A 24,608-nucleotide genomic window follows, 5' to 3' on the forward strand; every position below is an offset into this window, starting at 1 on the left:
CGCGATGAGGTGGCGGCCGGGCGGGGCGGCGGTGGTCGACGGGGGTGGGGGCACGGGGTACGCTGGCGCGACCTTCCCTTTAACGACCGGTCCCGTGAGGCCGGGAAGGGAGCTAGATGCAGCGGCTGCTGCGCCAGTACGCCCGTCCGCGCCGACCGAGCCAGGTCCGGCAGTGACGGGCGTTCGTGCTCCGGGCCGCGAGGTGCTCAGCGGCGACGACGTGGCTCGCGCCCTGCGCCGGCTCGCCCACGAGCTCATCGAGCGCCACCCCCAGCTCGACGATCTCGTCCTTATGGGCATCCGCACCCGGGGCGTGCACCTGTCGGAGCGACTCGCGCTCCTCCTCGAGGAGATCTCGGGGACCGAGGTCCCGCGCGGCGAGCTCGACGTGACGCTCTACCGCGACGACATCGGACACCGCGGCCCGCTCCCGCTGGGCCGGACCCACTTCCCGGTCGACATCGACGGCCGCACCGTGGTGCTCGTCGACGACGTGCTCTACACCGGTCGCACCATCCGCGCCGCGATGGAGGCGGTCTTCGAGGTCGGACGCCCCGCCGCGATCCGGCTCGTCGCGCTGGTGGATCGCGGCCACCGCGAGCTGCCGATCCGGGCCGACCACGTCGGCAAGAACCTGCCGACCGCGGAGGACGAGGAGATCCGCGTCCTCGTCGACGAGGTCGACGATCGCGACGGTGTCATCATCGTCGAGGAGGGTGACGAGTGACCGCGACGACCGCCCCGCCGTCCCCGACGCTGGACCACCTGCTCAGCATCGAGGATCTCGACGCTGACGCGATCGAGCTCATCCTCGAGACCGCCGAGTCGCTGCGCGAGATCGCCGAGCGGCCGATCAAGAAGGTGCCCACCCTGCGCGGCCGGACGGTCTGCAACCTCTTCCTCGAGGACTCCACCCGGACACGGATCAGCTTCGAGGTCGCGTCCAAGCGCCTCAGCGCGGACGTCATCAACTTCACGGCCAAAGGCTCGAGCGTCAGCAAGGGCGAGTCGTTCAAGGACACCGCGCTGACGCTGCAGGCGATGGGCGTGGACGCGGTGGTGGTGCGCAGCGCCGCCGCCGGCGCCCCGCTGCAGCTGACGCGCTGGGTCGACGCGCACGTCATCAACGCCGGGGACGGCTGGCACCAGCACCCCACCCAGGCGCTGCTGGATCTGTTCACGATGCGACGCGCGCACGGCCGTCTCGAGGGCCTGAAGGTCGCGGTCGTCGGCGACGTCCTGCACAGCCGTGTGGCCCGCTCCGAGGTCCAGGCCCTGCGGATGGTGGGGGCGGACGTGACGGTGGTCGCGCCACCGACGCTGATGCCTCCCGACCCCAGCGCGTGGGACGTGCCGTTCACGAGCACTCTCGACCCGGTGCTGGCGGACCTCGACGTGCTCTACGTGCTGCGGGTGCAGCGCGAGCGGATGCACCGCCAGTTCTTTCCCAGCGTCCGCGAGTACCGCCGTCACTGGGGCATCGACGCCGAGCGGCTGGCCCGTCTGCCCGACCACGCCATCGTCATGCACCCCGGCCCCATGAACCGCGGGGTCGAGATCGCCGCCGACGTGGCCGACGAGCACGAGGCCATCATCACCGACCAAGTCACCAACGGCATCGCCGTGCGTATGGCCGTGCTGTACCTGCTGCTGGGGCGCGACGGGGCGAAGGAGACCACCGATGCCTGAGCTGCTGCTCAAGGGCGGGCGGGTCCTCGATCCCGCGTCGAGGCACGACGCGGTCACGGACGTGCGCATCGTGGACGGGGCCATCGCCGAGATCGCATCCCACCTCACCGCTGACGCGCCGGACGCCGAGGTCGTCGACTGCGCCGCTCTGTGGGTCACGCCCGGGTTCGTCGACCTGCACACCCACCTGCGCGAACCCGGCTTCGAGGACGCCGAGGACATCGCCAGCGGGACCGCAGCGGCCGCAGCGGGCGGCTACACCGCCGTCTGCGCGATGGCCAACACCGATCCCGTGACCGACACCGCCGCCGTGGCTCACTCGGTGCGTCGCATCGGCAACGAGATCGGCCGCGCAGATGTCTTCCCCGTCGGGTCCATCACGCGCGGTCTGGCAGGGGAGACCCTCACCGAGTTCGGCGATCTCCTCCGCGTCGCCGGCGTGGACTTCTTCAGCGATGACGGCAAGCCGGTCGCCGACCCGCTCGTCATGCGCCGGGCGCTGCAGTACGCCACCGCCTTCGACGTCGTGATCTGCAACCACGCCGAGGACCCCAGCCTCACCGAGGACGCCCAGATGAACGAGGGCGCGATGTCCTCCCTCCTCGGCCTCGCTGGGTGGCCCCACGAAGCCGAGGAGATCATGATCGCGCGTGACCTCATCTTGGCGGCCGGGGTCGGGGCGAGGCTGCACGTGCCGCACGTGAGCACCTACGGCGCGGTCGACCTCATCCGGCGGGCCAAGGCGCAGGGCGTCACCGTCACAGCCGAGGTGACCCCCCACCACCTCACCCTCGACGACAGCCTCCTGGGCTCCTACGACGCCAACCTCAAGGTCAACCCGCCCCTGCGTACCTCGCGGGATGTGGCCGCGCTCCGGGGAGCGCTCGTCGACGGGACGATCGACGCGGTCGCGACCGATCACGCCCCCCACCCCCCCGAGCAGAAGGACCAGGAGTGGCACCACGCCCCCTGCGGGATGCTGGGCCTCGAGACTGCCTTCGCGGTGGTGCTCACCGAGCTGATCGAACCGGGCGTCATCGACGCCCTGACCGCCGTGGCGCGATTCACGACCGGTCCCGCACGGGTGCGTGACGTGGGTGAGCACGGCGCCGGAGTCGCCGTGGGGGCCGCCGCTAACCTCGCCGTCATCGACCCGGAAGCCCGCTGGACCGTCGAGGGGCGCAGACTGCACTCGCGCGCACGCAACACGCCGTTCGAAGGGCGCAAGCTCGTCGGCCGTCCCGTGCACACCCTGCTCCGTGGCCGGTTCACACTGCGCGACGGTGAGGTGGTCGCGTGAGCGCGAACGCCTTGCTGGTCCTCGAGGACGGCACGACCCTCCGCGGGACCGGCTTCGGAGCCGTCGGGACCGCCTTCGGCGAAGCGGTCTTCAACACCGCCATGACCGGCTACCAGGAGGTCCTGACCGACCCCTCGTACCGCCGACAGGTCGTGACGATGACGGCCCCGCACATCGGCAACTACGGCCTGAACGACGACGACGCCGAGTCCGACCGCGTGCAGGTCGCCGGCTTCGTCGTGCGCGAGGCAGCCCGCCGACCCAGCAACTGGCGCAGCCAACGCGACCTCACCACCGCCCTCGCGGAGGCCGGTGTGGTCGGGGTCGAGGGCGTCGATACCCGTCGTCTGACCCGTCACCTGCGCAGCCAGGGTGCGATGCGCTGCGCCGTCTCGACCGAGGTGCTCGACGCTGACGAGCTCGTCGATCGCGTCCGCGAGAGCCCCCGGATGGTCGGCGCCGACCTGGCGGGCGAGGTCTCCACACGCGAGCCCTACGACGTGCCGGCCGACGGCGACGCCCGCTTCCGCGTGGTCGCACTCGACTACGGCATCAAGCGCAACATCCTCCGGCTGCTCACGCGCGCCGGCTGTGACGTCCGCGTGCTGCCGGCGACCGCCACCGTCGACGAGGTCCGCAGCCACGACCCGGACGGTGTGTTCCTGTCCAACGGCCCCGGCGACCCGGCGGCGGTGACGTACGGGATCGACCTGGCCCGTGCGCTGCTCGGCGAGATGCCCCTGTTCGGCATCTGCCTCGGCAGCCAGCTGCTCGGGGCGGCACTTGGCGCCAAGACGTACAAGCTCCGGTTCGGACACCGCGGCGTCAACCAGCCGGTCCTGCGCCGTGAGGACCGGACGGTCGAGATCACCAGCCACAACCACGGCTTCGCCGTGGACGGCCGGACCCTCGGGGACGAGATCGACGAGGGCGTCTACCGGACCGCCGATCACGGCGTCGTCGAGGTCAGCCACGTCAACCTCAACGACGACACGTGCGAGGGACTGTCCTGCCGCGACGTCCCGGCGTTCAGCGTGCAGTACCACCCGGAGGCCGCGCCCGGGCCGCACGACGCGCGGTACCTGTTCGAACGGTTCAACCACCTCATGGGGAGTCGATCCAGTGGCTGACGAAGCGGTTGTACGGACGCGACCGGTGCGCGTGAAGATCTACGCGCGCAACGGGGCGGTGATCGACGGGCTCGCCCACATCAAGCCGGGCGCCTACCAGCGCCGGATCTCCGATGTGCTCAACCTCGGCCAGGTCAAGTACATGGCCGTGACCGACTGCACCTACACCCTCCCGGGGGTCGAGGCGCGCGAGTCGGGCTGCATCCTCGTCAACACCGAGGACATCGTGATGCTCGACGCGGCGCCGCCGCGTCCCGGTGACGAGGACAAGTCCGAGCCGCTGCTGCCCGGCTCGTCGATGTGACCTAGGGAGTACATGCCCAAGCGCACCGACCTCTCCTCCGTCCTGGTCCTCGGATCCGGGCCGATCGTCATCGGTCAGGCCTGCGAGTTCGACTACTCGGGCACCCAGGCGCTCAAGGTCCTCCGCGAGGAGGGCCTCCGCGTGGTGCTCGTCAACTCCAACCCGGCCACGATCATGACCGACCCGGCGTTCGCCGACGCCACCTACATCGAGCCCCTGACCGTCGACACCGTGCGCGAGGTCATCGCCCAGGAGCGCCCCGACGCGCTGCTGCCGACACTGGGCGGCCAGACCGGTCTCAACCTCGCCGTGAACCTGGCCGAGGCCGGCGTGCTCGAGGAGTTCGGGGTCGAGATGCTCGGGGCCAGCCTCGACGCCATCCAGACCGCCGAGGACCGCCAACGCTTCAAGGACGCGATGACCGAGATCGGGCTCGAGAGCCCCGGGTCGGTCTACGTGCGCTCGGTGGACGGGGCGCTCGAGGCGGCGGAGCGGTTCGGCTACCCCCTGGTGCTGCGGCCGTCCTACACCCTGGGAGGCAAGGGCGGCGGCATCGCCTACGACGAGACCGAACTGATCGACAAGGTCCGTCAGGGGCTCGCGGAGTCGCCGGTCCACGAGATCCTCGTCGAGGAGTCGGTGGTCGGGTGGAAGGAATACGAGCTCGAGGTGATGCGCGACCGCGCGGACAACTGCGTGGTGATCTGTTCCATCGAGAACCTCGACGCGATGGGTGTCCACACCGGCGACTCGATCACGGTCGCACCCGCGATGACGCTGTCCGACCGCGAGTACCAGCAGATGCGTGACGCCGCGTTCGCGTGCCTGCGCCGCATCGGGGTCGAGACCGGTGGCAGCAACGTGCAGTTCGCGGTCGATCCCGCCACCGGGCGCCAGCTCATCATCGAGATGAACCCGCGCGTGTCACGGTCATCGGCGCTGGCGTCGAAGGCGACCGGGTTCCCGATCGCCAAGATCGCGGCGAAGCTCGCGCTCGGTTACACGCTCGACGAGATCCCCAACGACATCACGCGGGAGACCTACGCCGCCTTCGAGCCCACGATCGACTACGTCGTCGTAAAGCTCCCGCGCTTCGCCTTCGAGAAGTTCCGCGGCGTCGACGACACGCTCACGACGCGGATGCACTCGGTCGGCGAGGCGATGGCGATCGGCCGGACGTTCAAGGAGGCGCTCAACAAGGGGCTGCGCTCGCTCGAGGACGGGCGTGTCGGCTTCGGGGCGGATGCCGCGCTCGACATCGACGACGAGGCGCTCCAAGCGTGGCTCACGCGGCCTCACGTCGCGCGACTCCGCGGTGTCGACGAGGCCCTGACCCGAGGGTGGTCGGTCGAGACCGTCGCCGAGCTCACCGCGTACGACCCGTGGTTCGTCGACCAGTTGCGCCAGCTCATCGAGCGCCGCAAGGAGGTGCGCGCCGCCGAGCACCTCAACGCTATGCCCGTCGAGCTGCTGCGAGCGGCCAAGCGGGACGGCTTCAGCGACGCCCACCTCGCGCACCTGCTCGAGACGACCGAGCAGGCGGTCCGCCGCCGGCGCCTCGAGGCGGGGGTCACCCCGGTGTTCAAGACCGTCGATACCTGCGGGGCGGAGTTCGAGGCCCACACCCCCTACCACTACTCGACCTACGAGGACGAGGACGAGGTCACCGGCTCCGACCGACCCAAGGTGATGGTCCTCGGCAGCGGCCCCAACCGCATCGGGCAGGGGGTCGAGTTCGACTACTGCTGCGTCCACGCGGTCTACGCGCTCGCGGAGGCCGGCTACGAGACCATCATGGTCAACTGCAACCCCGAGACGGTCTCGACCGACTACGACACCGCGGACCGTCTCTACTTCGAGCCGCTCACGTTCGAGGACGTGATCGCGATCTGCGACCGGGAGCAGCCCGTCGGCGTGCTCGTGCAGTTCGGGGGCCAGACCCCGCTCAAGCTCGCGCATGCGCTCGAGCGGGCGGGCGTCACGGTGCTGGGTACGTCGCCCGACGCGATCGACGCCGCCGAGGACCGGGGGCGCTTCGGGGCGCTGCTGGAACGGCTGGACATCCCCTCGCCCCCAGGCGGCATCGCACGCAGCTTCGAGGAGGCCCGAGCCATCGCGGGGCGCATCGGCTACCCGGTCCTGGTCCGGCCCTCCTACGTGCTCGGCGGACGGGCGATGGAGATCGTCTACGACGAGCACATGCTCGGCGGCTACCTCGCCAGCGCCCTCGAGGCCGCTCCGGACCAGCCGATCCTGGTCGACCGGTTCCTGGAAGGGGCCATCGAGATCGACGTCGACGCGGTCTACGACGGCGACGAGGTCTTCGTCGGCGGCGTCCTCGAGCACATCGAGGAGGCCGGGATCCACTCGGGCGATTCAGCGTGCACGGTCCCGCCCATCACGCTCAGCCGCAGCCAGATCGGGGCCGTCCGCGACCACACCCAGGCCATCGCCGCGGGCCTCGGTGTCGTGGGGCTCGTCAACATCCAGTTCGCGCTCAAGGACGACCTGCTCTACGTCATCGAGGCCAACCCTCGGGCGTCGCGGACGGTCCCGTTCGTGTCGAAGGCCACCGGGGTCGCCCTGGCGAAGATCGCTGCCCGGGTCATGGTGGGGGAGAAGCTCGCCGAACTCCGCGAAGCTGGTCTGCTCCCTGCCGGTGACGCCGTGACCGGTCCGCGCCCCGAGCACATCGCGGTCAAGGAGGCCGTGCTGCCCTTCGACCGCTTCCCGGGCGTCGATGCGCTGCTCGGTCCGGAGATGCGCTCGACCGGCGAGGTCATGGGCATCGACCTCGACTTCGGCGCCGCGTTCGCCAAGTCGCAGGCCGGGACCGGCTCGATGGTCCTTCCCACCTCCGGCACGGTCTTCGTCTCGGTCGCCAACCGCGACAAGCGCAACATCGTCTTCCCGGTCAAGCGTCTGATCGACCTCGGGTTCGACATCGTCGCCACCGAGGGCACGGCCGAGGTGCTCAACCGCGCCGGGGTCCCGGCGAAGGTCGTCGGCAAGGTCAGCGAAGGCTCGCCCCACGTGGGCGAGCTGATCCAGGACGGCCACGTCCAGCTCGTGCTGAACACCCCGTTCGGCATCGGGGCGCGCAGCGACGGCTACGAGATCCGCCAGTACGCGGTCCAGAACGGCATCCCCTGCATCACGACGATGGCGGGGATCCTCGCGGCGATCCAGGGCATCGAGTCGCTCGGTGGTCGTCGCACGGTCAGATCGCTCCAGGAGTACCAGTACCGCTACCAGTCGGGCACGGCGTGACCACCTACCTGCGCAGCCGCGACCCCAACGTCTTCGGGCGTCCGGGTGACGGGCCGTTGAAGGTCCTCGCCGAGGTGATCCAGCGACGTCGCGACGGCGCCTACCACACGATCACCGTCGCGGCGCCCGACATCGCTGAACGCGCGAAGCCGGGTCAGTTCGTCAACGTCGCGGTCGAGGGCCCCGGCACCATCCTGCGCCGCCCCTTCTCGATCCACCGCGTGTCGAGCCAGGGACCGATCGCCGGCACCATCGACTTCGTCCTCGACGCGCACGGGCCGGGCACGGCGTGGCTAGCCGAGCGGCAGACCCACGACATCGTCGACGTCGTCGGGCCTCTGGGGAGCGCGTTCCCGATCCCGCAACAGAACGTGCCGTGCCTCCTGGTCGGCGGGGGGTACGGCGTCGCCCCGCTGTTCTTCCTGTCCGAGGTCCTCACCCGGGCGGGGCTGCGCGTGGACATGATCGTCGGGGCGGCGAACGCGGAGCGCATCTACAACGCCATCGAGGCCAAGCGCATGACGGCCAGCGTGACCTTCACGACCGAGGATGGCTCGCTGGGCGTCGAAGGACTCGTGACCGACGCGATGGACGACGTGATCGCGGCCACCGGAACGCGGGTTATCTACGGCTGCGGACCGATGCCCATGCTCCGTGCCGTCAGCCTCCGCGCCAAGGAACGCGGCATCCCCTGCCAGATCGCGGTCGAGGAGCACATGGCCTGTGGCGTTGGCGTGTGCTGGACGTGCGTCATCCCGATCCGCTCGGCGAAGACGGGCCAGCTCCGCATGAAGCGGGCGTGCATCGACGGCCCGGTGTTCAGCGGAACACGCGTCGGATGGGACGTCTCGCGGTGGCACGTGCCCGACGGTGACGCCGTCGAGGACGTGGCTGAGCCCGGCACGCCCATCGAGGAAGGCGCGGACGAGTGACCGTCGACGTGCGTGCCGATCTGGGGGCGCTGTCCCTGGACAACCCCATCGTCACCGCGTCGGGCTGCTTCGCGAGCGGTGCCGAGATCGACCGCTTCTACGACGTTGCGACGCTGGGTGCGGTGGTGGTGAAGTCGATCACGCTCGAACCGCGCGAGGGACTGCCCCCGCCGCGCATGGCCGAGACCCCCTCGGGGATGCTCAACGCGATCGGCTTGCAGAACCCCGGCATCGACGGGTGGCTCGCCAAGGACCTGCCGTGGCTGCAGGGCAAGGGCGTTCCGGTGATCGTCTCCATCGCCGGCACGAGCGTCGACGAGTTCGCCGAGGTGGCCCGCCGGCTCCGTGGTCGCGCCGGTGTCGTCGGGGTCGAGGTCAACCTCAGCTGCCCGAACGTCGACCACCGGGGCCTGGTCTTTGCCTGCCACCCCGAGCCGTCCGCCGACGTGATCACCGCCGTCACGCGGGCCGTGGACGTCCCCGTCTTCGGCAAGCTCACCGCCGACGTGACCGACATCGTCTCAGTGGCGCGTGCCGTCATCGACGCCGGTGCCACCGGCCTGTCACTCATCAACACCCTCCTCGGGATGGCCATCGACGTCGAGTCCCGGCGCCCCACCCTCGCCAACGTCCTCGGTGGGCTATCGGGGCCAGCCATCCGCCCCGTCGCGGTGCGCAACGTTTTCCAGGTCCACCAGGCGATGCCGGACATCCCGATCATCGGGATGGGTGGCGTGCGCACCGTTCGCGACGTCGTCGAGTTCCTGCTCGCCGGTGCCAGTGCCGTCGCCGTCGGCACCGCGAACTTCGCTGATCCGTTCGCGGCCCACGATCTGCTGGCGGGCCTGCGCACGTGGATGGCCGACCACGGCGTGGCCAAGCTGTCCGAGCTGCGGGGCGCGGTGCAGATGCCGGACCGCGAGGCGTGAACCCGCTGATCGTCGCGCTCGATGTCCACGAGCTGGACGAGGCGGTGGACCTCGCGCGCCGGCTCGAAGGCGAGGTCGGGGCGTTCAAGGTGGGGCTCGAGCTGTACGGGGCGCACGGCCCCGACGCGGTGACCGAGGTCGGGCGGTTCGGTGACGTGTTCCTCGATCTGAAGCTGCACGACATCCCCACCACCGTGCGTCGTGCGGCGAGCGTTCTGGGACGCCTCGGGGTCCGCATGCTGACCGTGCACGCCAGTGGGGGGACCGCCATGGTCGAGGCTGCGGTCGAGGGCTTGACCGCGGGGGCCTCAGTGGGCAACGGCATGTCCCCGCTCGTTCTGGCTGTGACGGCACTGACGAGCATGAGCGACCGCGACCTCGACGACGTCGGACAACCCGCCGCCGAGGACCAAGTGCCCCGCCTCGCCCGCCTCGCGGTCGCGGCACGAGCGCACGGGGTCGTGTGCGCACCCCGCGACCTTGCCGTGGTCCGTGCCGTCCTCGGTGACGGACCCCTCGTCGTGACGCCGGGCATCCGCCCGAGCGGCAGCGCGAACGACGACCACGCGCGCGGGGCGACACCTGCCGAGGCCATCGCCGCCGGCGCCGACCACCTGGTGATCGGCCGGCCGATCGTCCGAGCCGACGACCCCGTGGCCGCCGTGCGCTCCATCCTCGCGGAGATCGCCGCGTGAACGTCGCCGAGGAGTTCCGCCGGCTGCAGGTCCACCGCACCGGCCACTTCGAGCTGTCGAGCGGCAGGCACAGCGACACCTACCTGCAGTGTGCGCTGGCGCTGCAGGACCCCGATCTCGCCCTCCGGCTCGGGGAGATGCTGGCGGACCGCCTCCGCGAGGATCGCCCCGATCTCGCGGTCGGCGTTGTGGCATCACCGGCGCTCGGTGGAGTGCTCGCGGGGTTCGTGGTCGCGCGGGCGCTCGGAACGCGCTTCGTGTTCACCGAGCGCCGCGATGGCCGCATGACCCTGCGCCGGGGCCAGCACGTCGCCGTCGGTGAGCGCGTGCTGGTCGTGGAGGACGTCGTGACCACCGGCGGCTCCGCCCAGGAAGCGGCCGTCGTCGTCGAAGCAGAGGGCGGCGAGGTGGTCGGCTACGCCGCCATCGTCGACCGCAGCGAGGACTTCCCCCTCACCGCCCTGCTCCGCGTCGAGGCGCAGACCTGGGACCCCGACGGCTGCCCGCTCTGCGCCGAGGGCCAGCCTCTCGACCGCCCCGGCTCCCGTCCATCGCCTGACCGAGCGTAGGCGCGATCCACCCCCGCTCCGTGGAGACCTGGCCTCGCCGGTGAGGCAGAACCTCCACGCAGCGGAGGTCGGGGCGCGAGCCGGACTGCGCGCTCCCGTCCAGGGATCGACGAGGCGCTAGGGTCGGTGATCGTGCCCGTCCCACGACTCGATCCCGAACAGCGCCGTGCGGCTCTGCAGAAGGCCGCGGAGGCGCGCCGCATCCGTGCCGAGCTCAAGCAGATGCTCAAGACGGGCGAGGTGTCCTTCCGCGAGGTCATCGAGCGGGCCGACTCCACGGACGCGCTGGCGAAGATGAAGGTGGTGGAGCTGCTCGAGGCCATGCCGAACATCGGCAAGACCCGCGCCCGCCAGCTGATGGAGCAGCTGCGGATCGCCTCCAACCGCCGCGTCCAGGGGCTCGGCGCCAACCAACGGGAAGCGCTCCTCGAGGCGTTCGACACGTGACCGACGGCGGGCGGACCGGTCGTCTCGTCGTGCTGTCCGGACCCAGCGGGGTGGGCAAGGGCACGGTCCTGCGTCGCGTCGTCGAACGTCTCGAGCACGCGATCCCGTCCGTGTCGGTCACGACACGCGCCCCGCGCCCGGGGGAGACCGACGGTGTCCACTACCACTTCGTCGACGACGCCGAGTTCGATGCACTCGTGGCCTCGGACGCGCTGCTCGAGTGGGCGCCCTACGCCGGGGCGCGGTACGGCACCCCCGCCCAGCCGGTGGCCGACGCGCGTGCTGCCGGGCTCGACGTCCTGCTCGAGATCGAGGTCCAGGGAGCGCTGCAGGTCAGGGCGGCGAGCGCCGAGGCGATCCTCGTCTTCATCGCCCCGCCCAGCTTCGAGGAGCTCGAGCGGCGCCTGCGACACCGGGGGACCGAGGCGGACGAGGCCATCGCCGCTCGTCTCGCGACCGCACGCGAGGAGCTCGAGGCCCAGGGGCACTTCGACCACGTGGTCGAGAACGACGACCTCGACACGTGCGTGGACGATGTGGTGACGGCTATCGAGTCGGGCCGTTAGCCCGGTACCCTGTGCGCAAGTCCCTTCTCTCTCCTCCTGGAGGTCGCACCATCGCACGCATCGACGACCTGATGGACAAGGTCGACAGCCGCTTCACGCTCGTCCACCTCGCCGCCAAGCGCGCCCGCGAGATCAACGAGTACTACGCCCAGCTCGGGGAGGGCCTGGCCCAGCACGTCCCGCCCCTGGTGACGACGGAGTCGAACAAGCCGCTGTCGATCGCGCTCGAGGAGATCGGTCAGGCCAAGATCGTCCCGTCGGAGCCCGCGGAGACGGTCGAGGACCCGCTCGCCTTCATCGGCGGCGAGGACGACGAGGCGTAGGCCGACCGTGTCGACGCTGACAGGTGCCCGGGTCGTCCTGGGGGTCAGCGGCGGCATCGCGGCCTACAAGGCGGCGATCCTCGCGCGCTTGTTCGTCAAGGCCGGCGCGACCGTCGACACCATCCTCACCCGCGGCGCGACCCACTTCGTGGGTGCCGCGACGTTCGAGGGGATCACGGGGCGCCCCGTCCGCACCGAGGTGTGGGACGACGTCGACCAGGCGCCGCACGTTCACCTCGGCCAGGACGCCGATGTGATCGTGGTGATGCCGGCTACGGCGCACGTGATCGGCAAGCTCGCTCACGGCCTCGCGGATGACCTCCTCACGAACGTGGTTCTCGTCGCGCGTTGCCCCGTCGTCGTCGCACCGGCCATGCACACCGAGATGTGGGACCACCCCGCCACCCGAGCGAACGCGAAGACACTGCGCGAACGCGGGCTAGTGCTCGTCGGTCCGGCCGAGGGCGAGCTAATGGGCGGGGATGTCGGCGCCGGGAGGGTCGTCGAACCCGAGCACCTGTTAGAGGTCATCGTCACCGAGCTCGGACGCCGCTCCGACCTCGCTGGACGCCGGGTCGTGGTGACCGCCGGCGGAACGCGGGAACCGCTGGACCCGGTGAGGTTCCTGGGCAACCGCAGCAGCGGCAAGATGGGCTTCGCGATCGCGGCCGAGGCCGCCCGGCGAGGCGCCGAGGTCCACCTGGTCGCGGGCCCCACCCACCTCGCGACGCCATCCGGGGTCCAGCGTCACGACGTCGTGACGGCCGTCGAGATGCAGAAGGCGGTCATCGACCTCGCCCCCACCGCCGACGTCATCGTCAAAGCCGCCGCGGTCGCGGACTTCCGGCCCTCGGAGACGAGCGCGACGAAGCTGAAGAAGGACAGCGGCCCGCCAGCGCTCGAACTGGTCCGCAACCCCGACATCCTCGCCGAACTGGGGGCGGACCACGTGGCGGGCCGGCCACCGCTCCTGGTGGGCTTCGCCGCCGAGACCCACGACGTCGAGGCACACGCTCGCGCCAAGCTCGAACGCAAGAACGCGGATCTGCTCGTCGTCAACGATGTCAGCCGCCGCGATGCCGGGTTCGAGGTGGACACAAACGAGGTGTTCGTCCTCGACCGCGACGGGGGTCGCCACGACCTCGCCCGCGCCTCGAAGTCCGCGGTCGCCGGCCAGCTCTGGGACCTCGTCGTCACACGCCTGGGTTAACCTCCTCCTCCACGTCGCCCCCAGGAAGCTCACGTGCCCCGTCGAACGCTGTTCACGTCCGAATCCGTCACCGAGGGCCACCCGGACAAGATGGCCGACCAGGTGTCGGATGCCGTGCTCGATGCCATCATCGCCGAGGACCCCCAAGCCAGGGTCGCCTGCGAGACGCTCGTGACGACCGGCCAGGTCATCGTCGTGGGCGAGATCACGACGGACACCTACGTCGACATCCCCAGCATCGTGCGCGAGACCGTCAAGGGCATCGGCTACGACCGGCCCGAGGCGGGCTTCGACGGCAACACGTGCGGGGTCAGCATCTCGATCGATCCACAGTCGCCGGACATCGCGATGGGCGTCGACAAGGCCCTCGAGGTCCGTATGGGCGGGGCTATCGACCCCTACGACGAGCTCGGGGCCGGCGACCAGGGGATGATGTTCGGCTACGCCACCGACGAGACCGAAGCGCTCATGCCCCTGTCCATCCACCTCGCCCACCGCATCGCGGAGCGGCTCAGCGAGGTGCGCCGCAGCGGCGAGGTGCCCTACCTGCGCCCCGACGGCAAGACCCAGGTGACGGTCGTGTATGACGACGGCCAGCCGGTCGCCCTCGACACGGTCCTCGTCTCCACCCAGCATAAGGCCGAGATCGATCTCGAGTCCCTGCTGCGACCCGACATCGAGGAGCACGTGATCCGCCCGCTGTTGCCCGAGGATGTCGACGGCAGCGATCTGCGCATCCTCGTCAACCCCACCGGCAGGTTCGAGCTCGGCGGACCGGCGGCCGACGCGGGATTGACGGGGCGCAAGATCATCGTCGACACCTACGGCGGGGCAGCACGTCACGGCGGCGGCGCGTTCAGTGGCAAGGATCCCTCGAAGGTCGACCGCTCAGCGGCGTACGCAGCGCGGTGGGTGGCCAAGAACATCGTGGCTGCCGGCCTCGCATCCCGGGCCGAGATCCAGGTCGCGTACGCCATCGGCGTCGCCAACCCCGTGTCGATGATGGTGGACACGTTCGGGACCGAGCAGGCCGACCCCGACGCGATCCTGAAGGCGGTGAAGGAGGTCTTCGACCTGCGCCCCGCTGCCATCATCGCTGCCCTCGACCTTCGGCGCCCGATCTTCAAGGCAACCGCTGCCTACGGCCACTTCGGCCGCCCGGGCTTCCCGTGGGAGAACACCGACCGCGCGGACGCGTTGCGCTCCATCGTGGGCTGACGGCCCACCGTGCCCTACGGACGGGTCCTCGTCGAGGTCGAACCCGACCACCTCGACCGTCCGTTCGACTACGAGATCGCCGAGAGCACGCCCGTCGGGGCGCGTGTCGAGGTCACCTTCGGAGGTCGTCGCACACGGGGGATCGTCACCGACATCAGCGCAACCACCGATGTCGAGCAGGTCCGCCCGGTACGCAAGGTCCTCGGTGAGCACACCTGGCTGACCGCCGACGAGCTCGAGGTCGTGCGCTGGGCAGCCGACCGCTACGCGGCTCCCGCTGCCGATGTGATCCGCCACGCGCTACCCAACCGGGTGGTCGACGTCGAACGTCGTGCCGCGGCGCAGGGCTGGTACCCAGCCGCGCCCCGACCTCCCTACACGGGCGCTCGCCCCGACCCGAACTGGGGGGCCTACGGGGCGGGCGACCTCGCGGACGTCGCCGCACACGGCTCCGGCGCCTACTACCTGCGGCCACTGCCAAGCGAGGACCTGCCGACGCGGCTGGTCGAACTGGTCACCCACGTGCTCGCCCACGACCGCGACGTGCTGCTGGTCGTCCCCGGCCCGAGGTCGTCATCGGCTGACGCGGTCGCCGCCGTGGTCGGTGACCTGGCGGTGGACGTGCGGGGCGGGGCGAAGGAGCGCCGGACCTACCGCGCGTGGCTCGCCGCACGGACGGGTAAGGCGCGCGTCGTCATCGGCGAACGTGGCGTCGCGTTCTGGCCGCTGACGCGACTCGGACTGGCCATCGTGCTGGACGAGGCCAGTCCAGCGCTCAAGGAGCGCCGCTCGCCCTACCACAACGCTCGCGAGGTCGTGCTCGAGCGCGCGCGGCGAGTCGGCGCGGTGTGCCTCCTCGTTGGCTACCTCCCCAGCGCGTTGGCCTGGCGGCTCCTGGTCGATCGCCGCGTCACGCCGCTCGTCGCGCCCCGACGACGCGAGCGCGCCGCCGCGCCGACCGTGCACGTCGATACCCAACCCGGCACACGTCTGGGGCGGCGAGCTACCGAGGCGGTGCGACGAGCCACCCGCGAGGGTGAACTCGCGGTCGTCCTGTCGTCCCGACGAGGCGAGGGGCACGCGCTCGCGTGCAGCGCCTGTGGGTTGCGCCTGACCTGCCGCATCTGCGAGGCGTCGGTACGGCGCGCCTCCCCAGGGACGTTCTGCCCCTCGTGCGGGGACCACAACCGCAGCCGACCGGTGTGCGAACGGTGTCAGGGTCAGCGCTTCGCGCCCCTCGCCGCAGGGGCCGAACGTCTCGGTGAGGAGCTGACACGTAGCTTCCCCGAGGTGTCTGTCGCGGTGCTCGAGGGCTACGGACACGACGTTCCGCAGCCACCCGCGATCGTCGTGACCACGCGAGGTTCGGTAACGCTCGAGCGCCCCGCCGACGTCGGCGTGGTCGTCGTACCCCACCTCGACGCCCTCGTTCGCCGTCCGGGTCTCGACGCCTCAGAGGATGCGCTGCGCCTCGCGCTGACCGCGGGAGCTTGGACCAACGAGGTCATCGTGCAGACCGGCGAGCCCACCCATCCCGTGGTCCAGGCTCTGATCCGGTGGGATCCAGGTGGCTTCTGGAAGACCGAGGCCGCGACGCGCGCCGAGCTGCGCTTCCCTCCCGCGGCCTCGTCGGTGCGGATCGACACGGGTGAGGGTGGGACCACGACCGAACGCGAGCTGAGGCAGGCGCTGCCCAGTTCCGACGAGCTCCTCGGCCCACTGCCCGTTGATGGTCGCTCGGTGTGGCTGATCAAGACCGACGACCGCGTCACGACGGTCGCGGCGCTGCGACCGCTCCGGCATGCCTGGAGCCGCGCCAGTCGCGATGTCCGGATCGAGGTCGATCCCATCGAGGTCCCGTAAGCTTCAGTACTCAAGTAGCGAAGCGGTAGTACAGCCGTCAGTACTCAAGTAGCGAAGCGGTAGTACGAACTGCCTTGCCGAACCCGGAGCCGCCGTGACCATCCTCGAGATCCGACTGTTCGGTGATCCCGTGCTGCGCCAGACCGCACGCGAGGTCACCGACTTCGACGAGCGCCTCCGCAAGCTCGAGTCGGACATGCTCGACACGATGCGCGACGCCCCCGGCGTCGGACTCGCCGCCCCGCAGGTCGGCGTGCTCAAGCGCGTGTTCGTGTGGGAGCTCGAGCAGGAGGAGGCCCCCGCCCTCGGCGGCGCGGCGGTGGTCAACCCCGTGCTCGAGGACGCGTCGGACGACACCATCGTGAGCGACGAGGGCTGCCTCTCCTTCCCGGGGCTGTTCTACGAGGTCGAACGACCCCTCGTCGTGCGCATCCGTCACCGCGACGTCCACGGGGAGGAGCACGTGCGTGAGCTGTCGGACCTGCCGGCGCGGATCTGGCTGCACGAGATGGACCACCTGAACGGGATCCTGTTCATCGATCACCTCGCGGCCCACGACCGCAAGGAGGTGCTCAAGCACATGCGCGAGTACCGCCTCGAGCAGGGCCTGGATCTCGATCCTCCGGCTGGTGGGAACCTGCTGCTCGGCAGGCGGTGATGCGACTCGGGTTCTTCGGGACCCCCGACGTGGCGGTCCCCTCGCTGACCGCGCTGGCCGCGGACGACCGCTTCGAGCTGGGCGTCGTGGTCACCAACCCTGACCGACCCCGCGGGCGCTCAAAGCGTGAGGTCGCGCCCCCGGTGAAGGAGGCCGCGATCGACCACGGCCTCGAGGTGTGGCAGCCGCACAAGCCGCGCGAGATCCAGGACGCGCTCGCGGCGCTGCGCCTCGACGCCTGCGCGGTCGTGGCCTACGGGTCCATCCTGCCTCGTTCGGTGCTCGACGCCGGCGGCCGCGGGTTCGTCAACCTGCACTTCTCGCTGCTTCCGAGGTGGCGTGGCGCGGCGCCCGTCCAGCACGCGCTGCGTCAGGGCGACGACGTCACCGGACTGACGACCTTCGTGCTCGACGAGGGCATGGACACGGGCCCGATCCTGCGACAGGAGCGGACCGACATCGGTAGCGACGAGACCGCCGGCGAGCTGCTCGATCGTCTCGCCGTCGAGGGCGCCGCACTGCTCGCCGACAGCCTCCACGACTGGCTGAGCGGGGCGCTGACCCCGACGCCCCAACCCGACGAGGGCGCCACGATCGCGCCTCGCATCCGTCCCGACGATTGCGTGATCGACTGGACCGGCGACGCGGCATCGATCGATCGGCTCGTACGTGCCTCGAACCCCGCCCCAGGTGCCCACACGAGCTTCGACGGCAGACGCCTCAAGGTGTGGCGGTCGCGGCCCGTCGCCGGTCCGACCGGTGACCCCGGCGAGGTTGTGGACCGGGACGACGACGGCCCGATCGTTGCCACGGCCGGGGGCGCGCTCGTGCTGATCGAGGTACAGCCGGAGGGCAAGTCGCGGATGTCCGGCAGCGCCTTCGAGAACGGCTACCAGCCCACGTCGTTCGGGGCGTGAGCGGCCTGGCCGCGAGGCGAGCGGCGCTCACCGCGCTCCGGGCGGTCGAGGACGATGGGGCGTACTCCAACCTCGTCGTGCCCGATGCCGTCGGCGTCCTCCCCGAGGTGCGCGACCGCGCCTTCGCCAGCCACCTCGCCTACGACACGCTGCGGTGGCACGGGACGCTCGTGTGGGCGCTGGAGCTGGTCCTCGACCGGCCGCTCGACGCGGTGGAGGCGCCGCTGGCACGGGTTTTACGACTCGGCGCGCTCCAGCTGCTCCGTTCCGCGGTGCCGGCACACGCGGCGATCTCGACGTCGGTCGACCTCGCCCGGACCGCCGTCCCTAGGAGCCGGTCGGAGGGGGCGGCACGGTTCGCCAACGGGGTCCTGCGAGCCCTGGCGCGGACCGAGCTGTCGTACCCCGACGATCCTGCGGAGCGGCTCGCGCTCGAGACCGCCCACCCGGTGTGGCAGATCGCGGAGGTCCGTGACCAGCTCGGGGACGAGGCGGAGTCGGCTCTCCACGCCGACAACGATCCGCCCGGTCTCACGCTCCGCGCTCTGGGCGACCGGGACGGGCTCGTCACCGAGCTCCAGGCCCAGGGCCACGAAGCCGATGCCGGCACCTGGGCTCCGGAAGCGATCCGGGTCCCGGGTGCCGACCCGCGCGCACTGGCCGCCGTGTCCGAAGGACGCGCCGTGCCCCAGGACGAGGCCTCGATGTTCGTCGTGCACTCGATGGGGGTACGTCCGGGGGACCGCACGCTGGATCTGTGCGCGGGTCCGGGAGGCAAGAGCACACACCTCGCCCAGCTCGGCGCCGACGTCGTCTCGATCGAGCTGCACCCCCACCGTGCCGAGCTCATCCGTTCCCTGGCCGAGCGTCTCGGCGTGCGGGTCGACGTGGTCCTCGGCGACGCCCGCGACGTGGACGTGGGTGACGGCTACGACCAGGTGCTGGTAGACGCCCCCTGCACCGATCTGGGCACGGGACGTCGACGGCCCGAGGTGCGCTGGCGCCGTACCCCAACGGATGTCGCCGCGCTCTCCGAGCTGCAGCGCGAGCTGCTCCTCGCGGGAGCCTCACGGGTGGCGCCCGGTGGCCGGTTGACGTACTCGGTGTGCACGTGGACGGGCCCCGAGACCGATGGGGTCGTCGAGGTCATCGCCGACAGACCTGGCTGGACGCAGCGGTCACGCCGACAGCTGTGGCCACACCGAGACGCAACCGACGGGATGTTCGTCGCCTCCTTCCAGCGGGACGAGTGAGCGGTCGCGGAACCGCCGTTCGCTACCCTCTGCAGCAACACGGGAGCAGGTGCTTGGACGCGTCCTTCACGACCGATCTTCGGCTCGCGCCATCCATCCTCTCCGCCGACTTCGCCCGACTGGCCAGCGAGATCGAGGACGTCGCCGGGTCCTGCGACATGCTCCACGTCGACATCATGGATGGGCACTACGTCCCCAACCTCACGATCGGCCCGGATGTCGTCCGCTCCCTGCGGGCGGTGACCGACCTGCCCTTCGACACCCACCTGATGATCACCGACCCACGCACCTTCGGCCCGCAGTTCGTGAAGGCTGGCTCGACCTCAATCACCTTCCATCCCACCGAGGACGACGACCCCCGCGGACTCATCCAGCTGCTGCACGACCAGGGCGCCGAGGTCGGCATCGCGATCCGGCCCAGCGAGCCGCTCGAACGGTTCACCGACCTCCTGGGCGACATCGACCTGCTCCTGTGCATGACGGTCGAGCCGGGTTTCGGGGGGCAGGCGTTCATGCCCGAGGTCCTACCGAAGATCGAACTCGCCCGTTCTCTCCGCGAGGAGCAGGGTCACCACTACCGCATCGAGGTAGACGGGGGGATCGATCCCGACACCGCGCCGCGCACCGTGTCGGCGGGGGCGGACACGCTCGTCGCTGGGTCTGCCATCTTCCGCAAGTCGGATCGCGCAGCCGCTGCGCGCGCGATCCTCGATGCGGCCGGCGCCGCGACGGCGGATCGATGATGACGCGCGTCCTCGTCGTCGACGACGAGGCGGACATCCGCACGTTCCTGCGTGTCACCCTCGAGCTCAGCGACTACGAGGTGCTCGAGGCGGTCGACGGTGTCGATGCCATCGAGCGAGCGCTGGCCGAGAAGCCCGACCTCATCGTGATGGACGTCATGATGCCTCGGCTCGACGGGGTCGACGCCTGCCGCCGGATGCGTGCAGATGCGCGGACCAGTGACATCCCCATCCTCATCGTGACCGCCAAGTCGATGGCCGGCGACAAGGTGGAGGGACTCGAGGCCGGCGCCGACGACTACATCAGCAAGCCGTTCGATCCCGACGAGCTGCTCGCGCGCGTCCAGGCGACCCTGCGTCGGGTCAACGACTCCCGCAGCGTCTCACCGTTGACCGGCCTGCCGGGTAACACGCGCATCCAGCACGAGATCACCCGCCGCGTCGAGAACGACGGGTCTTTCGCCCTGCTGTACGCCGACCTGAACGACTTCAAGGCCTTCAACGACAAGTACGGTTGGCTCCGCGGCGACGAGGTCATCGGCCACCTCGCGAAGGTCCTGACCACGGTCGCTGCCGGCCTCGAGGGTTCGTTCGTCGGTCACGTCGGCGGCGACGACATGATCCTGATCTGTCCCGAGACGGAGTACGAGGCCGTTGCCGACGACATCTGTCGTCGCTTCGATGACGGAGCTGCGGCCTTCTACGACGAGAACGACCGCGCCCGCGGCTACATCGAGGTCGAGGACCGGCGGGGCGAGCTGCGCCGCTTCCCGATCGTGACCGTCTCCATCGGTGTCGCCCACACGCGAGCGACGCCGTTCGAGCACCCCTCCTGGCCTGTGCACATCGCCACCGACATGAAGTCCTACGCCAAGCAGACGCGCACCGAGGCCTCCAACTGGGCCGCCGACAAGCGCGCGCGACCCCTGCCCCCCTGAGCGGAAGGGTCCGGAGACGGGGCGCTGGTACCGTCGGGAACGAGACGAGAGCGAGATCGCCCCGTGTCCTCATTCCCCCGATCAACGGCGGATCGCCGCGCTATGGCGCGTGCGCTCGCGTTGGCTGAGCGAGGCCGCGCGACGACGAGGCCCAACCCGGTCGTCGGAGCCGTGGTGGTGCGTGACGGCGAGATCGTGGGGGAGGGGTGGCACGAGCGAGCCGGTGGTCCACACGCCGAGATCGTCGCGCTCGGGGCCGCCGGCGATGGCGCGCAAGGGGCGAGCGTCTACACGACCCTCGAGCCGTGCAGGCACCGCGGCCGGACCGGTCCCTGCGCGGATGCGCTGATCGAGAGCGGTGTCGCGCGGGTCGTCTACGGGCTGCGTGACCCCGATCCGCTCGCTTCCGGGGGGGCCGAGCGGTTGGCCGACGCCGGAGTACAGGTGGAAGGTGGCCTGCTCGCCGACTGGGTGGCGGAGCAGAACAACCTGTTCCTCCACGTGCACGCCCACGGCCGTCCCCACGTCACGCTGAAGCTCGCGCAGACCTTCGACGGCGATCTCCGCGGCCAGGGGCGCTGGATCACCGGAGCGCGCGCTCGAACGGCGGTGCACCGCATCCGTGCCCGAGTGGACGCCGTGTTGGTCGGGTCCGGAACGGTCATCGAAGACGACCCGCAGCTCGACGTGCGCCACGTGCAAGCCCCGGGGGGGCAGCCTCGCGCGGTCGTCCTCGACGCGCGCGGCCGTACACCGCTCGACGCGAAGGTGGTGCGGCCCGGGACGATCGTGCTCACGACCGATGCGGCACCGGCGGCTCACGCCACGTCCCTGGCGGAGTCAGGTGTCACCGTCGAGCTAGTCCCGGCGGGTGATCACCGTGGCATCCAGCTCGATGCGGCCCTCAAGACGCTGATGATGCACGACATCCGGTCGATCCTCGTCGAAGGGGGCGCCTCCGTCGCGGCGTCGTTCGTGGCCGAGCAGCTCGTCGACATCCTCGTGCTGCACGTCGCGGTGACGACGGTCGCCCGGTCCAGTCTCCCCAGCACACCGGCGTCTGTGGTCCCAGCGGAGGATGCCGGTTGGCGATGGAGGCGCGAGCGAGCTCGCCCCCTCGGCGAGGACCTCGAGATCGTCGCCGTCCCGGAGGCTCGGTGATGTTCACCGGCATCATCGAGGAGATCGGAACGGTGGCGGCGGTCGAACGCCGTGACGACGGCGTCGTGGTGACGATCGCTTGCCAGGACGTGCTCGGTGGGACCGATGTCGGGGCATCCATCTCGGTGAGCGGGGTGTGCCTCACCGTTACCGCTCTCGTGGACGGGGGCTTCACCGCCGACCTGGCCGCGTCGACGCTTGCCATCACGACCCTCGATGACGTCGCTCCGGGACGGCGTGTCAACCTCGAACGACCGCTCGCGGCGGACGGTCGCTTCGGTGGGCACCTGGTCCAAGGGCACGTGGACAGCGTCGGGACCGTTACCGACGTGCACGACGAGGAGGGCACGCGCTTCGTCCGGTTCCGCGTGCCCGACGAGGTCGCCACCTACCTGGTGCCGAAGGGGTCGGTCACCCTCGACGGCGTGAGTCTGACCATCGTGGACGTCGGGAGCGACGGCTTCGATGTGGCGCTGATCCCGCACACCCTCGAGGTCACCACGCTCGGTGCGCTCAGCGAGGGCGACCGGGTCAACGTCGAGGTCGACGTCGTCGGCAAGTACGTCGCCCAGTACCTACAGCCCCACGTCGATCGCCTCGCCGGGGGAGGGGAGTGCTGATGGCGCTGGCGAGCATCGAACAGGCTATCGCCGTCATCGCCGACGGTGGCTTGGTCATCGTCGTCGACGACGAGGACCGCGAGAACGAGGGGGACCTCGTCATGGCGGCACAGGAGGTCACGCCGGACGCGATGGCCTTCATCGTGCGGCACACGAGTGGCGTCGTCTGTGTCCCGCTGTTGGGCGAGCGGCTCGATGCGCTCGATCTGCCACTCATGGTCGCCGAGAACACCGAGCAGCACCGCACGGCGTTCACCGTGTCGGTCGACAAGCGTGAGGGCATCTCGACGGGCATCAGCGCTGCCGACCGCGCGGCGACCGTCCAGGCTCTGATCGATCCGGCGACGACCAGCGACGACCTCACCCGCCCCGGCCACATCTTCCCTCTCCGCTACCGCCCCGGTGGGGTCCTGCGTCGACCGGGCCACACGGAGGCATCGGTCGACCTGGCGCGGTTGGCGGGGCTGGAACCCGCCGCGGTCATCTGCGAGATCGTCAACGACGACGGGACGATGGCGCGACTGCCCGAGCTGGAGCGATTCGCCGAGGAACACGGGTTGTTGATCGTCAGCATCGCCGATCTGATCGCGTACGAACGCGAGCACCGCGCTCTGGTCGAGCGCATCGTCGAGACCGTGATCCCCACCCCGTACGGGCTGTGGCGAGCCATCGGGTACCGCAGCGCGGCGGACGGGTTGTCGCACATCGCGCTCGTCCTGGGCGAGCCGGAAGGGCGCCCCGACGTGCTGGTGCGGATGCACAGTGAGTGCCTCACCGGCGACGTGTTCCGTTCCTTGCGGTGCGATTGCGGGCCGCAACTCGACCTGGCGATGGCCCGCATCCGCGACGAGGGGGAGGGTGTCATCGTCTACCTGCGCGGCCACGAGGGCCGCGGGATCGGGCTGCTGCACAAACTCGAGGCGTACCGGCTGCAGGACGAGGGCCACGACACCGTCGAGGCGAACCTCGCGCTCGGGCTGCCCGCGGACGCGCGCGACTACGGCACCGGCGCGTCCATCCTCGCCGACCTCGACCTGACCACTCTGCGGTTGCTCACGAACAACCCCGCGAAGCGGGCCGGGCTCGCCGGGTTCGGCCTCAGCATCGTCGACCGTGTGCCTCTGGAGATCGCCCCCAACGAGGCCAACGCGGCGTACCTCGCCGTGAAGAGGGAGAAGTTCGGCCACGTGTTCGAGGGTCGAGACGCGACCGTCTCGACCGGCGTCGGCGACATCGCGACGCAGCGAGAGGCCGCCCCACCGTCCGTCGAGCGGGGCGGGATCGGCATGGCACCCCCGGGACCTCCGCGCCCCGAACCGGAACCCGACTCGGAACCACCGGGTGGTATCGGGCAAGCTCCACCGAGTCGCGCCGATGACAAGGAGTCCGCGTGAACGACCGCGAGCAGGACATCGTGACCCACCAGGGTCGCCTCGACGCGTCCGGGCTGCGGGTGGGGATCGTGGCGGGCCGGTTCAACGAGGCGGTCGTGGCGCGTCTCGTCGAGGGCGCGGTGGACACGCTGCTGCGCCACGGGGCGTTGCCGGGTGACGTCCACGTGGCGTGGGTGCCGGGAGCGTTCGACATCCCGGTGGTGCTGCGGCGCATGGCCGAGTCGGGCCGCTTCGACGCCCTCGTCGCCATCGGGGCGGTGGTGCGCGGACAGACGCCTCACTTCGACTACGTCGCCGGCGAGGCTGCCAGTGGCGCAGCGGGTGTCGCTCGCGAGTTCGGTCTGCCCGTGGCCTTCGGGGTCCTCACGACCGACACGTGGGAGCAGGCGGTCGAGCGCGCCGGCGGCAAGTTGGGCAACAAGGGGGCCGAGGCGGCTCTCGCCGCCGTCGAGACCGCCAACCTGCTCAAGGAGCTCTGA

General features: G+C 70.6%; 25 protein-coding genes. All 25 read left to right on the forward strand.

Annotated features, from left to right (window positions below):
- The first annotated feature begins 4 nt into the window (after nt 1-4).
- The 25 genes from pyrR to ribH all read left to right on the forward strand — a co-directional run bounded on the left by pyrR (nt 5) and on the right by ribH (nt 24,608).
- On the forward strand, nt 5-727 hold the full coding sequence (gene pyrR, locus KY469_12855) for a bifunctional pyr operon transcriptional regulator/uracil phosphoribosyltransferase PyrR (protein MBW3663984.1): 723 nt from the start codon (nt 5-7) through the stop codon (nt 725-727).
- A gap of 29 nt (nt 728-756) precedes the next feature.
- Complete coding sequence (locus tag KY469_12860) at nt 757-1,689, forward strand: aspartate carbamoyltransferase catalytic subunit (protein ID MBW3663985.1); 933 nt, start codon at nt 757-759, stop codon at nt 1,687-1,689.
- The gene (locus KY469_12865) at nt 1,682-2,989 is read left to right on the forward strand and encodes a dihydroorotase (protein ID MBW3663986.1); all 1,308 of its coding nucleotides are present in this window, start codon (nt 1,682-1,684) and stop codon (nt 2,987-2,989) included. The genes KY469_12860 and KY469_12865 overlap by 8 nt, the downstream gene beginning before the upstream one ends.
- An 11-nt stretch (nt 2,990-3,000) precedes the next feature.
- On the forward strand, nt 3,001-4,119 hold the full coding sequence (gene carA / locus KY469_12870) for a glutamine-hydrolyzing carbamoyl-phosphate synthase small subunit (protein MBW3663987.1): 1,119 nt from the start codon (nt 3,001-3,003) through the stop codon (nt 4,117-4,119).
- Nucleotides 4,120-4,144: 25 nt separating this feature from the next.
- Nucleotides 4,145-4,423 carry a hypothetical protein gene (locus KY469_12875; protein ID MBW3663988.1) on the forward strand — a complete coding sequence of 93 codons (279 nt, stop codon included), beginning with the start codon at nt 4,145-4,147 and terminating at the stop codon, nt 4,421-4,423.
- A gap of 12 nt (nt 4,424-4,435) precedes the next feature.
- Entirely contained in the window at nt 4,436-7,693 is a 3,258-nt protein-coding gene (gene carB / locus KY469_12880) for a carbamoyl-phosphate synthase large subunit (GenBank protein ID MBW3663989.1), read from the forward strand.
- Nucleotides 7,690-8,625 (forward strand): dihydroorotate dehydrogenase electron transfer subunit, encoded by a 936-nt coding sequence (locus KY469_12885; GenBank protein MBW3663990.1) that lies wholly within the window; start codon nt 7,690-7,692, stop codon nt 8,623-8,625. Before carB ends, KY469_12885 begins: the two co-directional genes overlap by 4 nt.
- Entirely contained in the window at nt 8,622-9,554 is a 933-nt protein-coding gene (locus tag KY469_12890) for a dihydroorotate dehydrogenase (protein ID MBW3663991.1), read from the forward strand. Before KY469_12885 ends, KY469_12890 begins: the two co-directional genes overlap by 4 nt.
- Nucleotides 9,551-10,249, forward strand: a complete 699-nt coding sequence (gene pyrF / locus KY469_12895) for an orotidine-5'-phosphate decarboxylase (GenBank protein MBW3663992.1) — start codon at nt 9,551-9,553, stop codon at nt 10,247-10,249. The genes KY469_12890 and pyrF overlap by 4 nt, the downstream gene beginning before the upstream one ends.
- Nucleotides 10,246-10,818 (forward strand): orotate phosphoribosyltransferase, encoded by a 573-nt coding sequence (pyrE, locus tag KY469_12900; protein MBW3663993.1) that lies wholly within the window; start codon nt 10,246-10,248, stop codon nt 10,816-10,818. Before pyrF ends, pyrE begins: the two co-directional genes overlap by 4 nt.
- Before the next feature lie 132 nt (nt 10,819-10,950).
- The gene (locus KY469_12905) at nt 10,951-11,265 is read left to right on the forward strand and encodes an integration host factor (GenBank protein MBW3663994.1); all 315 of its coding nucleotides are present in this window, start codon (nt 10,951-10,953) and stop codon (nt 11,263-11,265) included.
- Nucleotides 11,262-11,831, forward strand: a complete 570-nt coding sequence (gene gmk / locus KY469_12910) for a guanylate kinase (GenBank protein MBW3663995.1) — start codon at nt 11,262-11,264, stop codon at nt 11,829-11,831. The genes KY469_12905 and gmk overlap by 4 nt, the downstream gene beginning before the upstream one ends.
- A 71-nt stretch (nt 11,832-11,902) precedes the next feature.
- Nucleotides 11,903-12,154: a DNA-directed RNA polymerase subunit omega gene (gene rpoZ / locus KY469_12915; GenBank protein MBW3663996.1), complete on the forward strand. Its 252-nt coding sequence runs from the start codon at nt 11,903-11,905 to the stop codon at nt 12,152-12,154.
- Between the two features lie 16 nt (nt 12,155-12,170).
- A complete protein-coding gene (coaBC, locus tag KY469_12920) occupies nt 12,171-13,364 on the forward strand; it encodes a bifunctional phosphopantothenoylcysteine decarboxylase/phosphopantothenate--cysteine ligase CoaBC (protein ID MBW3663997.1) in 1,194 nt (397 codons plus the stop codon).
- Nucleotides 13,365-13,454: 90 nt separating this feature from the next.
- Nucleotides 13,455-14,582: a methionine adenosyltransferase gene (gene metK, locus KY469_12925; protein ID MBW3663998.1), complete on the forward strand. Its 1,128-nt coding sequence runs from the start codon at nt 13,455-13,457 to the stop codon at nt 14,580-14,582.
- A 9-nt stretch (nt 14,583-14,591) separates the two neighbouring features.
- Complete coding sequence (locus KY469_12930; protein MBW3663999.1) at nt 14,592-16,445, forward strand: hypothetical protein; 1,854 nt, start codon at nt 14,592-14,594, stop codon at nt 16,443-16,445.
- 94 nt (nt 16,446-16,539) lie between these two features.
- A complete protein-coding gene (gene def, locus KY469_12935; GenBank protein MBW3664000.1) occupies nt 16,540-17,103 on the forward strand; it encodes a peptide deformylase in 564 nt (187 codons plus the stop codon).
- A complete protein-coding gene (fmt, locus tag KY469_12940) occupies nt 17,103-18,020 on the forward strand; it encodes a methionyl-tRNA formyltransferase (protein MBW3664001.1) in 918 nt (305 codons plus the stop codon). The genes def and fmt overlap by 1 nt, the downstream gene beginning before the upstream one ends.
- On the forward strand, nt 18,017-19,273 hold the full coding sequence (locus tag KY469_12945; protein MBW3664002.1) for a hypothetical protein: 1,257 nt from the start codon (nt 18,017-18,019) through the stop codon (nt 19,271-19,273). The genes fmt and KY469_12945 overlap by 4 nt, the downstream gene beginning before the upstream one ends.
- A 53-nt stretch (nt 19,274-19,326) precedes the next feature.
- Nucleotides 19,327-20,016 (forward strand): ribulose-phosphate 3-epimerase, encoded by a 690-nt coding sequence (gene rpe / locus KY469_12950; GenBank protein MBW3664003.1) that lies wholly within the window; start codon nt 19,327-19,329, stop codon nt 20,014-20,016.
- Entirely contained in the window at nt 20,016-20,954 is a 939-nt protein-coding gene (locus tag KY469_12955; protein ID MBW3664004.1) for a response regulator, read from the forward strand. The genes rpe and KY469_12955 overlap by 1 nt, the downstream gene beginning before the upstream one ends.
- A 102-nt stretch (nt 20,955-21,056) precedes the next feature.
- Nucleotides 21,057-22,115 (forward strand): bifunctional diaminohydroxyphosphoribosylaminopyrimidine deaminase/5-amino-6-(5-phosphoribosylamino)uracil reductase RibD, encoded by a 1,059-nt coding sequence (gene ribD / locus KY469_12960; GenBank protein MBW3664005.1) that lies wholly within the window; start codon nt 21,057-21,059, stop codon nt 22,113-22,115.
- A complete protein-coding gene (locus KY469_12965) occupies nt 22,115-22,735 on the forward strand; it encodes a riboflavin synthase (protein ID MBW3664006.1) in 621 nt (206 codons plus the stop codon). Before ribD ends, KY469_12965 begins: the two co-directional genes overlap by 1 nt.
- Nucleotides 22,735-24,129: a bifunctional 3,4-dihydroxy-2-butanone-4-phosphate synthase/GTP cyclohydrolase II gene (locus tag KY469_12970; protein MBW3664007.1), complete on the forward strand. Its 1,395-nt coding sequence runs from the start codon at nt 22,735-22,737 to the stop codon at nt 24,127-24,129. Before KY469_12965 ends, KY469_12970 begins: the two co-directional genes overlap by 1 nt.
- A gap of 20 nt (nt 24,130-24,149) precedes the next feature.
- The gene (gene ribH / locus KY469_12975) at nt 24,150-24,608 is read left to right on the forward strand and encodes a 6,7-dimethyl-8-ribityllumazine synthase (GenBank protein ID MBW3664008.1); all 459 of its coding nucleotides are present in this window, start codon (nt 24,150-24,152) and stop codon (nt 24,606-24,608) included.

The sequence above is a fragment of the Actinomycetota bacterium genome (assembly GCA_019347575.1).
Taxonomy (GTDB): Bacteria; Actinomycetota; Nitriliruptoria; order Nitriliruptorales; family Nitriliruptoraceae; genus JAHWKY01.